Source organism: Thalassotalea crassostreae (assembly GCF_001831495.1).
In the GTDB taxonomy this organism is placed as follows: domain Bacteria; phylum Pseudomonadota; class Gammaproteobacteria; order Enterobacterales; family Alteromonadaceae; genus Thalassotalea_A; species Thalassotalea_A crassostreae.
Map to the genome: position 1 here is coordinate 2,820,278 of NZ_CP017689.1, position 13,803 is coordinate 2,834,080.

The window sequence follows — 13,803 nt, forward strand, 5'->3', positions numbered from 1 at the left end:
ACAAATTTATAACTTATGTTATGGCTGGAAGTATATTGGGGAGCCTGGTCCTACAGGTAAACCAAAAGCAAATACCCACACGTAAAACAGCACAACCCAACCAACAAAGAAAGCAATACTATAAGGTAGCATCGTGGCGATTAGGGTACCTATCCCCATATCTTTCTTATACTTTGTTGCAATAGCCAATATGAGACCAAAATAACTCATCATTGGGGTTATCAAGTTGGTAACTGAATCACCAATACGATACGCTGCTTGAATTGTTTCTGGAGCATAACCGACTAGCATTAACATAGGAACAAATATTGGCGCGGTAGCCGCCCATTGTGCTGAAGATGAACCTAACGTTAAGTTGATTATCGCACACATTAAAATAAACAAGACAAACACTTCCGGGCCAGTCATATTAAGAGCTTGCAACAACTCAGCACCATTAATCGCCAAAATGGTACCCAAGTTAGTCCATTTAAAAAATGCAACAAATTGCGCTGCAAAAAATACTAATACGATGTACATGCTGAGCGATCCCATACTTTTACTCATGGCATTAATCACATCGACATCAGTTTTCATTGTCCCGACAACTCTGCCGTAGACATAACCTGGAATTGCAAAGGTCACAAAGATAAAGGCGACAATGCCTTTTAAAAATGGTGAACCTTTCACTAATCCGGTTTCTGGATTACGTAAAATACCATCTTCCGGCACGATAGTTAGCGCAAGCAAAACACACAAAAACAAAAAGGTTAAGCCCGCATATTTTAAGCCTTTACGTTCAATTTCAGATAGATGTTTGATATTAGATTCAATTTTTTCACTTGCTTCACTGTCATCATATTTACCTAATCTAGGCTCAACGATTTTCTCAGTAATAAAGGTACCTAAGATGGCGATTAAAAACGTTGAAATCATCATAAAATACCAATTGGCCTCAGGCCCTACTTGGTAGTTTGGATCGATCATTTGCGCTGCTGGTGTGGTTATGCCAGCTAATAAAGGATCAATAGTACCTAATAGTAAATTGGCGCTATAACCACCCGATACGCCGGCAAATGCAGCTGCTAAACCAGCTAATGGATGACGGCCTAAGCTGTGGAATATCATCGCAGCAAGTGGAATTAAAACTACATAACCTAACTCAGATGCAGTGTTAGATAAGATAGCTGCGAACACCACCATAAAAGTTACTAACCGTTCAGAGGCGCCCATCACCATGCCACGAAGCGCAGCAGATAATAACCCAGAATGTTCCGCAACACTAACACCAAGCAATGCAACTAAAACGGTACCTAACGGTGCAAAACCGGTAAAGTTAGTCACTAAACCGGTGACGATTTTTTGTAAACCATCAGCACTCAATAAACTCACAACTTCAATAACACCATCCGGATCGCGTCCTGCTGAACCTATCGGTCTAGGGTCTATTGCACTGAGACCAAACAGGTCGGCAATACCACTAAATACCACAATAAATAAACAAAACAATGCAAATAATGTGATGGGATGTGGAAGAAGATTACCCAAGTATTCAACAGTAGCTAAAAAACGATTAAACAAACTGTTTTTTGATTCTTGAGGACTCGTATTTACGGTCATAAATTGCACCTATTTTTTTAATGAACATTTGAACTTTGATACGTTCAAAATGTTTAGAGACTTTTATTCAGCGCGTATACTAATATCTTTAGTAAGTAGAGGGAATAGATTAAATAAATAATCTTATTCATTAAAACTCTATAATGGTACCTAATTCCTTTACGTAAAATGGGTTATACTGCTATTAATCAACATATTGCGACAACTACAGAGTCCACACTATCAATCTTCCCAAGACTATTAAAAAGCAAAATATAGCGCGAACACAATCGTTGAAAGATAATTTTAATGAGCTAGTTAAGGAAAGTTAGCAATGGAAAACTCAAAATTAAAAATTGCTACCTTTAATTTATTTAACTATCTTGAACCCCCCGGTGCATTTTATGACTTCGATCGTATCTACAGTATTGAACAATGGACTAAAAAACAGAAATGGGTCAGTGATTATTTAGCGCAATATCAACCTGATATTATCGGCTTTCAAGAAGTCTTTAGTCCTGATTCTTTAAAGCAGTTAGTCGCCACTCAAGGGTATGCTTATTTTGCTGTAATTGACGCCCCACAAGTCATTGATGACTTTATTTATCGAAGTCCTGTTGTAGCCATTGCATCTCGTTATCCTATTGTCGAAGCAAATGCTGTACAGCCAGATATCACGCTGGCTCAAAGCATTGGCTTATCCGAAGAATTTTCGTTCAGTCGCAAAGTATTACGAGCAACCGTTGATGTACCACATTTAGGTAATTGTGATTGTTATGTTGTGCATTTCAAATCGAAACGTTCGATGATTGATGTAGATGACGTGACTAATAAAGAAGTGCTAGAAAATTCGGCAGAAAAATCAATCATTGAACATCTTAAAGGCAGTATTGCTGGAGGATGGGGCTCGAGCATACAACGAGGCAGTGAAGCTGCCTTATTGTTGGTTGATATGATTCAACGACGTGAACAAACCACAAACCCAATGGTGTTAATGGGGGATTTTAATAACACCCTTAGTGATGGCATATTAAGACACTTGCAAACTGATTCTCTGCGCTTTGTTTCTAAGTTTGATAGTGAGCGTTATTTGCAAAAATATTGTTTAAAAGATTCATGGGATTTATTCGAAGCTGCACAAATTAATGAATCCACAGAGCCAGCTGAACTAAAAGCGGCTAAGCTCAATGTACGTAGCCCAACCCATTATTATGGTGAAACCAGTTCAATTTTAGACTACATACTTTTGTCATGTGAATTTGATGCTAGTTACCAAGACAGTTTGTACCAAGTATCTGAATATCATACCTATGATCGACACTTAATTAATCCAATATTTGAGCGGGATGGCGAAAGCACCGATCATGGGATCGTTTTAATTACTATGGCATTAAGAGAATAATTTATATTGGTAGTCGTGTAATAGATGTATTCGCATACTTTGTGATTTTTTTCTGTAGAGCTATTTTAAAAAAATAGGCGGTTCATATTGCTCCGCCTAACTTTCTATTTGTTGACCTTTAAATTAGAGTATAGTTTTAGTGGTTTGCTTCTTTACACGCTTGCGTAATGGCTTGCCAATTTTTTTGTTCAACCCACTCTTTCTTCGCTACCCAAGTACCACCAACAGCAAAGCAATTAGGAAGAGATAGGTAATCCGCCTTATTCTCTAGCGTCACGCCGCCGGTTGGACAAAATTTAATATCTTGGAATATCGTCGAAACAGCGCCTAAAAACTTAGCACCACCAGATAATGATGCAGGGAATAATTTAAGCTCTTGATAACCAAATTCGCGTGCCATTAAGATCTCGCCAGTATTTGAAACACCAGGTAAAACCGGCAAACCGCACTTTGTTAATTGAGTAAGCAGCTTCTCTGATACTGCAGGAGTGATGATAAAATCTGCACCAGCATCAATTGCTTGTTGCAAGATCACCTCATTCGTCACTGTACCCGCACCAACGATTAAGTTTGGTAATGCCTTTTTAATCGCTGTTAACGCTTCTAGCGAAGCCTCAGTTCTTAATACCACTTCAATTAGAGTAAGACCAGCATCTGCCATTGCAGTTGCAATTTTAACGCCTTGCTCAGCGCTATCGGCTTGAATGATAGGCAACAATGTTTGCCCACCCATTAAAGCGTGAAATGATTTCATTTCTAGTAACCTTAAAGAAAGCGCGCCCATAACTATGAGCGCTAATAGTAAATTAGTTATTCACGTGATAATGAATAAATTCGTTGTAACTTGCTTGATTCACAATTGCACCTTTATGCTGGATCACAAAGCCCGCAGCAATAGAGGCTAATGAAATAGCCTTAGCAATTGAAAAGCCATTTAACCTCGCGCCTAAATAGGTGCCGTTAAATGAGTCACCTGCCGATGTTGTATCAACAACATTTTCAGATGGAATGATGACGTGTTCTTCGATGTTGTCTTGCTCAACACTGATTACAGAGCCAGGACCATTTTTCACGATAACTTCATCGATATTAAATTTGGCTAAGAAGTCATTAACTTGTTCAAAAGTATCCATCGAATATAACGTACTAAAGTCTTCGATTCCCGGTAGTAACACATTAGAGCGAGCAAAAGCATTTTCGAACTGCTCTTTTGCTTCCGCTTCACTTTGCCATAATCGGGCGCGGTAGTTAGGATCGAAAACGATGTCTACTCCAGCCGCTTTAAGCGAATCTACTAGCCCCCAAAAACTATCTCTTGCCTCAGGTTCAACAACAGCAAGTGAAATACCAGAGAAAAAGAACATGTCGCCTTTTGAAAGTTGTGCAATTGCCGCTTCATCTATATGTTGCATTACCTGACGAGCAGCCGAGTTTTCACGCCAATAAGTAAAACTGCGCTCTCCGCTGTCATCAAGTTGAATAGAATACAATCCAGGAATTTTGGTTTCTGATTGGAAAACAAATTCAGTTTCAATATTTTCGCGTTTGAAATATTCGATCATATTAAGGCTAAATTGGTCTTTACCTACGGCTGTTACTAAGTGCACACTCACCTCGGAAAATGCACGTTTTAGATAAACAGCAGAGTTAAAAACATCTCCAGCAAATGATTGTTTCATGGTGTTTTCTGACGTGCCTTTGGCGGTAGTCATCAACTCAATCATGCATTCGCCGAATAAAAACATGTTTTTCATTACACAGCCTTTTTACTTTTATTAAATTAGGTTCGATAACAATTACCGAACAGCTTTACGTTTTATAATTAGTCACCTAGCTAAGCGCTGCTTAGCTAGGTGCTATTGTTCTATCTATCTCGTCTATTTATCTAGACTTTTGAGAGGCTCAACTTTAGGGATAAGTACCCATACCGCTAACATTGCAATTACTGCCAATGAGGCACCAATAACAAATGCAGGAGTATAATTACCGTCCGCAGTTAAAAATGGTACTAGTGCAGTTAATCCTAATGCACCAAGCTTGGCAGCCATACCAGAGAAACCTGCTAATGTACCTACCGCTTTTTTACCATATAAATCACTCGGTAGTGTTTGCACGTTGCCGATTGCCGTTTGGAAACCAAATAAGATCACAGCCATAATAATTACCGCTGTAGTTGGGCCGCCAGGACTTGCCATTGCTAATAATGCCGGTAGCATAATCAAACAACCTAAGCTGATTGTAAGCTTACGAGTTTTATCGGTATTCCAACCCGCCTTGATACGGTTTTGAGCCAGAAGCCCACCAAACCATGCTCCAAACATTGCACCAACATACGGTACCCAACCATAAATACCAATCGACTTAACATCCATTGCATAAACTTCATTCAAGTAAATTGGGATCCAGAATACAAACAACCACCAAATTGGATCGATTGCTGCTGAAGCGATTATTACGCCCCAACTTTGTTTGCGAGTAAGTAATTCTTTTGTCGATGGATTGTATTCATCTTCTTCACAAGTCACTTCACCATCAACATTCTTTTGACCTGTTAAAATGTACTCACGCTCTTCTGCAGTGATCCAAGGGTGAGAACCTGGTGGCGCCTTAACTAAGATGATCCAAGGAATAAGCCATAACAAACCGACTAAACCAATGACGATAAAGACCATCTGCCAACTAAAGTAAACCGTTAATGCGGCGATTAATGGAATCGCAATAATACCACCAATAGCGGCACCAGAGTTGAAGATACCCTGTGCTAATGCACGTTCTTTAGTTGGGAACCAATCAGCATTACTTTTAGCTGCACCAGGCCAGTTACCTGCTTCTGAAACACCTAGAATGGCACGGAAGATACTAAAACTTAATGCACCTTGAGCAAATGCGTGAAGTGCAGTTGCGATAGACCATACACCAATCGATAAAACGAATCCTAAGCGAGTACCAATCCAATCGAATATTTTACCAAATATCGCCTGACCAAAGGCGTAAGATAAAATAAATACGATCGAAATATTGGCGTATATTTGTTTACGCTCTAATGCCGATTCATCTGGAAAAAGCTCTTCTACAATATCAGGCCAAAGTACACTTAGTGCAGAACGGTCGATATAATTAATAACAGTAGCTATCGCAATTAATGCGATTACCCACCAACGTAATCCTTTAACCTGCATTGTTACTTCTCCTCTGGCTTGCTGTTAAGTTTATCTAAATCAAGATTTTCAAATGTGCCTGGAGCTACAAAGTCTTCTCTTGGAGGGCTAAAGGTATCAATCAAAATTCCACCTGTCGGGCTCGTTGCCCCGTGATCTGCATATGGAGGCATCAGACAGCTGTCTCCAGCCTTCATAATAGTTGTCACGCCATCAATATTAAAATGAAATTCACCTTCTACAACGTATGTTACTTGTGAATGACGGTGTGCATGGTTATAACCAATTGCACCTTTCTCAAACCAAATTTTTACTGCCATGAGTTCATGGTTGTATCCCAGCATTTGGCGTTTTAAACCACCGCCTAAGTCTTCAATTTCTGTCTCATTACCTTTCAAAAAGTGAGCACTTTGACTCATAATAATTCCTCTCTTGCTGCTGTGATGTTAGTTCGTAAATGTTATATATTGGCTTTATTGGGCGAGTTGTTATGCCTCTAAAACCACATCATTTATTCTATTTTTTATTAACTTTATTTTTAACAAAATTAGTTTTTACTAATCTTGTTGCCTGATAAATCTGCCGTATGAGGCCCACTCACACGTAACTCGACAACACTGATTTCTTGCGAAAGCGTATTGTTAGTAATCTTGCTAATTGGTTCACCAACGGTGTGTTCAACAATAATTGGCGCTGAGTTTGATAACTCGTTTTTATGTACATGGGTTACTTGAACACCATGAAGGTAAAGGCTCGATTTAGACTTGTTTCGCTTGCCATTGCCAGTTTCATTTACCGTGTTATTTGTCATATTAAGATGAGGGCCAAATGTACTTTCATCGCTACCACCGCGGTACAATTTAACTAAAGCACCTTCGACGCCATCAAAAGAATTATCCGTCAACGTTACGTATTCAGCGTTATAAATGCCTAGATCTTCGAGTTCTCTATCAAGACGTAAAATATCACCAGTCACGTTAGTGAACTTGTTATTGTGTAATGATATATCGTCAGCAAAGGCACCATTTCCAGAGACGAAAAAGTGGAAAGAGTGATTTATGTCTAAATCTTCGATCACAGAGTTTTTCACTACTAAGCGATAATTAGCCGTCATGCCCCATTTCTTAGTTCTAACGACTGAGTTACCCGAAGAATCGGGGCTATTCTTGCCATTAATAACTACGCCATCAAGTGTTAAACTACCGCCATCTGCAATTTCAAACATGGTGCCACGTTCAACAGACAGTCTAGCTTTATGAGTATTTTCAGACTTAATAGAAAGCGTTTTATCAATAACGATAACTTTACGTTCATCGTAGTCACCATCGGCTAACACAATAACGTCACCATCATTTGCTGAATTAACTGCATTAAATAGCGCATCGCCACCGGGACTTACATTGACTACCTCACCACTAGCGAACTCAGTTTCTCCAACTACCTTGTCATACCAAGAAGGACCTGTCTGAGATTTTTTAATCGGTGTTAATGATTTATCAACGCCAATTGATTTACCAACTGGATATAGTAATCCATTTTCCGCGCGCTCTAGCTTGATTGACTCTACCTTAAAGCCAGCATCAATCTCAGCAAGTACTTTTGTATTGCTGATATTTCCAGAAAACGCGATACCTGATACATCATCAAACAATGTAAACGGTTGCTTTTGGTTTTCATTAAACACTAAATTATGTTGAAATTTACTATCAATCGGAACAGCAGAGCGCTCAGCGTCGCTGCCGGCTGCAAGTTGGATATGTTCAACATTGATAATTGAGTTATTTTCAATCAATGCATTTTCAACTTGATGATAACGATTGATTGGTGAATTCGGAACACCATTCATCACGGTAAAGCCACTACCAAAACGGTAACCTGTCAAACCTTCCATGTAATTGTTGCGAATAATTTGATCTTTGTTGATCACTCGAATACCGCCAGTGTGATCGATTCCATTACCGAAAAACACATTACCTTCAATGATATTGCCGTTACCGTGGCGCATCGTTAATGTGCCTCGAGATTCGAAAAACACGTTGTTGCGTAAATGGTTCTTGCCTGATTTAACAGAAATAATCTCTACTTCACCATTACAACGATCGAAGTAGTTATTCTCAACTAAAGTAAATGAATCTGTCAGTGAATGATGACTTGTGCCAATACGCAGTGTTTCACCGCCATTAGAACCAAAAATAGGACGTGGACCGAAATAATTATGATCAATTTTATGATGATTTTCTTGGCTATCTTTGCTATTCAAACGTACCGCGACGGTAACGCCTTTGTTGCGTTTACCTGCTAAGTAGTTTTGGTCGAAGCGGTTATATTGACCGTAAATACCAACCCAATAATCAGACTCTTGTTTGTCTGGATTTGAATAATCTTCGATGACCGTTTCAGTCACACGAGAATGATAGGCATATTCTGTTTTGTTTTTGCGAAACGCAATCACTTCGCTACTTGGCGTATAACCATTTTTAAACACTAAACCTGAAACAACCAAATATTTTCCAGCCATTCGTAAGTTTGATAAACCAGATAAAATCACTTTACCTTTAGTTTCTGCGGTTAACGTAATGGGTTGTTCTTTTGTACCTTTACCGGTGAAAAGAATTTCAAAATCAGTCCAAGTGCCATTGGCTAATTTTATGGTATCGCCTGGCTTTAAATTATTGACGGTAGATTTAAATGCATCTGGCGTTTTAACTAAAAATTCGGCGGCATTACTTGCGAAGCTAATTAAACTGATAGCGATAATACTAAAGGATTTTTGCAGGAGACGCTTACGGTTAACCATATCAGTACTCTTTAAACTTTGTGAAAAATTAAGGCTTTCTCTACTGCTTGTAATAGAAAGCCTTAAGTTACTTTATATGCTTATAGCAGCTTAACGCCTTATCAAAATCAGGGAGAGAGTTTTGATAAGGCGTCAGCTAAAACTATTTGTTTTGACCAACGAAATAGTCAAAAATTACTGGCACATCATTTTGACCAAGACCAGCATCTACAGCCGCCTGTAGGTTAGCAGATGTACCTTGAGCAATAAGTGATTCAGTGCCTAAATCAGCTACCATTTGGTTAAAGTAACCTAGATCTTTGTTTGCATTAGCAACCGAGAAACCTAATTTTTCCTCGCCATCTACTGCGTAGAACTTAGTGAACTGCATAAATGGTGAGTTTGATGGGCCAGCAGACATAATGTCGAATAATTGTTGACCATCAACACCTGCTGCTTTTGCAACAGCAAAGGCTTGTGACATCGCAGTAACCGTAGTCATACCAATAAAGTTATTGATCAATTTAGTTGTATGACCCGCACCAAGAGCACCAAGATGGAAAACGTTTTCACCTTGTTGTTCAAGGATCGGCTTAACTTTGTTAAAGGTATCAATATCACCTGCTGCCATGATGTTTAATAAGCCATCTTTTGCATGAGCAGGAGTACGACCTAGAGGCGCATCAATCATGCCACAGCCTTTTTCAGCTAGCGCAGCACCAATCTTACGAGTTGAATCTGGAATCGAAGTACCAAAATCAATAAGTGTTTTGCCTTCACTCATACCCGCTAAGATACCGTCTTCAGCATATACAACTAATTCAACTACTTTAGAGGTAGTAAGCGCTAACATTACGATATCACTTTTTTCAGCTAATTCTTTACCTGTAGAAACTTCTGTAGCATTACCTCGAGCAATAACTTTAGCAACAGCATCCTTGTTAAGGTCCATAACATTTACTTGAAAACCGCGTGTTTGCAGGTTTTCAACCATGTTTCCGCCCATAAGGCCAAGACCAATAAAACCAATAGTTGGCTTCGACATAATTAACTCCTAAAAAATTAAGTTAGTGCTTAATTAAGTGTTATTTAGACACCTGTTATTATTTGCAGCACTATATTTTGAATGTAAATCTGAAATTCTAAATTGTTGTATTGTTCAGAATTTCATCTTGTTTGTAAGTGGACAGCATTATTGCTACCCACCAATATTTTTATATCTATTTTGTGCGATTAGAATTTAGCTTTAACACCAAACTCCCACTTAGTACCTGAACGAGAGTAATCGGCGATTGTTGTACCGTTACCACGTGTATAAACTTGAGGTTCATTGGTTAAGTTAAGACCTTTAACAAATAAGCTCACGTTAGAATTAATTTTGTATTTAGCAGACATGTTCATGTATGTCGCATCTTGCACGTAGCGATGTGAACGGTCTGGGAACGGCAAGTTGTTTGGTTGGAAATATTCAGATCTGTACTTCCACATTAAACGTACTTGCGTGTCATGTCCTTCCCAGTAGATTGACGCTGATGCAACATCTTCTGAGAAACCGTATAAGTTAGCGTCAGCTACAACGCCAGGGCTACCTACTTCTTTGGTAACAAAGTCTGAATCCGCATGGTTCCAAGCAAACTTAGTACCTAAACCATTGAACGGGTATGGTAAGTCAACAAAGTGCATTTGACCTGAGAATTCAACGCCCTTAATCACTGATTCGTCATCTGACGTTTGCTGAACTTGATGGCTCACATCAGGGTATATAGAGTCTTCGAATTCGCCAGCTCCTTCATCTAAACCGATAACGATATCACGTTGCTCTACGATACTTTCGTAACCACCGGTAAACGACTTATGATAAAGAGCAACACTGAATGCAGCGTCTTCCGAAGGATAATATTCAAATGATAAATCTAAGTTAGTCGCTGTGTAAGGATCTAAGTGGTTACCATTGGCGTTACCACCACGAATAACTTGTGAATAATCTGTATTTTCATCCGGATCACACACGGTATCATCTTCATCTTCACAAGTTTGATAACTTACGCCGGCAGACATCGCGTTCATTTGGAAACGCGACATCGAGCGATAAGCTGCGGTACGAACGTAAAACGCATCAGTTAACATGAACGTTAAGTTTAAGCTTGGTAAAACTTCGGTGTAATCAGAATCAAGTGTTACGCGCTCTATATCACCCGTTATATTAGTAGCGGCTTCCCATGTCGTATTATCGTCAATGGTCGTTGCTGTTATATAAACTTTATCACCCCAGCCTTCTGAATGAGTTTCAGTTTTAACTACACGAACACCAACGTTACCAAATACTGGAATGTCCCCAATTTGAGTGTCGATATTAGCCATTGCATAGACTGCAGTAATCGTTTCTTCGACATCAACGTCACTACCGTCACGACCGTCTGCACGTTCGCCGATGTCTTGGAATTCAGTACCCGGTGAACCAGGAATTTGACCTAAAACTTGACCAATAAAACATTTGTGATCATACGTCGCGTAACGCGTTGCATCACCACCATCACCTGGCTCTTCAGTAAATTGAATGTTGTTCGAGTGATTGTTAGGACAGTTGTCAATAATGCCATTGATTAATTCTGAATTTGCATCTGGGTTATTTACCTCCCAGTCATTATCTTCATTATCACTCGCACCATAAACTTGCGAACCATCTGACAGCGATAGTGATACATCATTGGCTTTGTAATCGACTAAATTCTCAACCGAGTAGCGAACACCTGCTTTAATACTCGATAAATATTCGTTATCTAGTTGATATTCACCGTCAAAATTAATTGCAGTAATATCATCTTTACGATGCTCGTGTGCACGGCGATATTCTACATAGGCATGACCATCTTGAACAAAGTTACCCATGTAACTTGCATCAAATGCTTGCGACGCATTAAAACCTGTTTGACCTGGCGCTCGACGCTCATCATCTAACCATGTAAGTGTTGGTACGTTACGCCCTCTAAAGTCTAACGCATAGTTGTAATAACCATCATCAGTATTAGGGGTACGGAATTTTGTACGGTGGCGTAAACGGTAACGATATGATTCAGAATAAGAAAGATCTAAGCCTAGTGTTAAATCATCATTAGGTGTGAATTCGAGTTCAATACCACCACCACGATATTCGTCGTCTTGTGTACGATGTTCACCTTGTAGCGTTGGTCGAGCTTCGCCCGTTGCATAAAGTAACGTACGGTCATCAGCAACAACATGATCTTCTAGATAACGAGTTCTTGTGCTTAGCGCAAGCTCCATTCGTTTTTCTGTATATTCTAAATCTGAATGTTCGTAATCTAAGTTAATATTCCATTGATCATTTGGCACCCATTGGAAGGTAAGCACAGCACCTGTGCGAATATCTTCATCTTCACCTGTACGCCAATACGCATCATAAGGAACATAAAACATACTGCTTTCATCAAAATCAGCTAAAACTGTATCGTCTGGGCCACCGCCATCAATCTCAGGAGAGCGACCAACTCGACCGGCACTGACACCTTGAGAGCCCGTTGCACAGTTATCACCACCATTTAAGGCTGTTCCATCTGCAGCGCGAAGTGCACACACCCCCATTTGCGAACTACCGCCGTAGTTTTCTTCTGGGTTAGCTGAGTCAGAATGGTTAAAACCAATTGTAAAGCCCATGTCACCGAAGTCGGTTTCAAATTGTTGTACAGTAGAAACAACAAATTTACTTCCCCACGGATCTACATCACCGTCAACATCATCATAATAAGAATTATAAATGCCAGCTACTTGAAACGTTGTTTCACTTTCACCATAATCAACCGCGCGCAATGAGTTAACATCAATGGTACCTGACGTACCACCTTCAACTAAATCGGCCTGTTGTGATTTATAAATAACAACCTTATCGACAAGCTCTGATGGGAATTTTTTAAAATTAACAGCACGACCTGGGCCAGCGTTGGTAATGGTGCGGCCATTAAATGTAGAATAGCCCCAATATGAACCTAATCCACGAATTGATATTTCGTTTTGACTACCTTTTAGTCGATGACCAGACGCACCAGGAATATTTTCTATAACATCGGATAATGATAAACCAGGTAAATCACCAAAGTCTGCAGCAGCAACTGCATCTACTATAGCTGTATTATTTTTCTTTTCATTCAATGAGCGGGTCATTGTGCGACGAATGCCACCACTAACTTCAATGATTTCTATTTCGCCTTCTTGTACAACTGTATCTGCTGATGTACTTACTTGTTCTACTTCTACACTTTCTTCTTCTTCCGCAGCTAATGTTGGAAAAGCAAGTGCAGTAAGTAATGTTGATGTACATAGCAATCGTTTACTATAGCCGCCCTGATGACGTAAAACGTAGCTTATTTTATTTAACTTATTCATAGTAGCCATTGATATTTTCCGTTTAGTTATAGTTTTTATATTCAATAGAGCTTTATTAAAGCTACATAAAGCCACATTGTCAACCCTTTGGTAATACAAAAACACTATAAACCCAACCAAAAGGCTTTACCAATTAAAAACCAACAAGATAACCAAAAAAACATAAAGTGAGAAAAATAAAATCATCAGTTTTGGTCTGCAAGCTACCGCCATCACTACTGACCAGGGCCAAATCATTAGGAATTATTATCTGAATTTCGTTATAATTAGCAGGTTACAAACATATATTTTCGTAGCAAAAAAATAAATAATTAAAAACACCAACCTCACCCATTAACACCTATGCAACATGCGGTTTACTTGACGTTCACAAATTTAAAACATTAAATCAAACCAAAAGTTACAGCATGATATACATAAATATTCAGATGATCCCTTCTAACACCCACTCCGCCAATGAATAGGTCAAATAATTTTGACTACCAAAATTA

The 13,803-nt window shown here is 39.2% G+C and carries 9 protein-coding genes; 1 reads left to right on the forward strand and 8 read right to left on the reverse strand.

All coding sequences use genetic code 11. The features are described from left to right. Positions 1 to 18: 18 nt before the first annotated feature. Positions 19 to 1,599, reverse strand: coding sequence for an AbgT family transporter (locus LT090_RS12160; RefSeq protein ID WP_068545703.1), 1,581 nt, complete (start codon positions 1,597 to 1,599; stop codon positions 19 to 21). Positions 1,600 to 1,912: 313 nt separating this feature from the next. On the opposite strand from LT090_RS12160, the gene LT090_RS12165 reads away from it, so the two are divergent. Continuing rightward, a complete protein-coding gene (locus LT090_RS12165; RefSeq protein ID WP_068545702.1) occupies positions 1,913 to 2,980 on the forward strand; it encodes an endonuclease/exonuclease/phosphatase family protein in 1,068 nt (355 codons plus the stop codon). 136 nt (positions 2,981 to 3,116) lie between these two features. Here LT090_RS12165 and eda read toward each other — a convergent pair whose 3' ends face one another. The 7 genes from eda to LT090_RS12200 form a co-directional block, all read right to left on the reverse strand. Then, positions 3,117 to 3,734, reverse strand: a complete 618-nt coding sequence (eda, locus tag LT090_RS12170) for a bifunctional 4-hydroxy-2-oxoglutarate aldolase/2-dehydro-3-deoxy-phosphogluconate aldolase (RefSeq protein WP_068545804.1) — start codon at positions 3,732 to 3,734, stop codon at positions 3,117 to 3,119. 52 nt (positions 3,735 to 3,786) lie between these two features. After that, complete coding sequence (locus LT090_RS12175; RefSeq protein ID WP_068545701.1) at positions 3,787 to 4,734, reverse strand: sugar kinase; 948 nt, start codon at positions 4,732 to 4,734, stop codon at positions 3,787 to 3,789. A gap of 123 nt (positions 4,735 to 4,857) precedes the next feature. After that, on the reverse strand, positions 4,858 to 6,159 hold the full coding sequence (locus LT090_RS12180) for an MFS transporter (RefSeq protein WP_068545700.1): 1,302 nt from the start codon (positions 6,157 to 6,159) through the stop codon (positions 4,858 to 4,860). A 2-nt stretch (positions 6,160 to 6,161) separates the two neighbouring features. Continuing rightward, positions 6,162 to 6,560, reverse strand: coding sequence for a cupin domain-containing protein (locus LT090_RS12185; RefSeq protein ID WP_226996581.1), 399 nt, complete (start codon positions 6,558 to 6,560; stop codon positions 6,162 to 6,164). A 125-nt stretch (positions 6,561 to 6,685) separates the two neighbouring features. After that, positions 6,686 to 8,935: a chondroitinase-B domain-containing protein gene (locus LT090_RS12190; protein WP_068545699.1), complete on the reverse strand. Its 2,250-nt coding sequence runs from the start codon at positions 8,933 to 8,935 to the stop codon at positions 6,686 to 6,688. A gap of 142 nt (positions 8,936 to 9,077) precedes the next feature. Beyond that, entirely contained in the window at positions 9,078 to 9,959 is an 882-nt protein-coding gene (locus LT090_RS12195) for an NAD(P)-dependent oxidoreductase (RefSeq protein WP_068545698.1), read from the reverse strand. Positions 9,960 to 10,147: 188 nt separating this feature from the next. Beyond that, positions 10,148 to 13,321: a TonB-dependent receptor gene (locus tag LT090_RS12200; RefSeq protein WP_068545697.1), complete on the reverse strand. Its 3,174-nt coding sequence runs from the start codon at positions 13,319 to 13,321 to the stop codon at positions 10,148 to 10,150. Positions 13,322 to 13,803 lie beyond the last annotated feature (482 nt).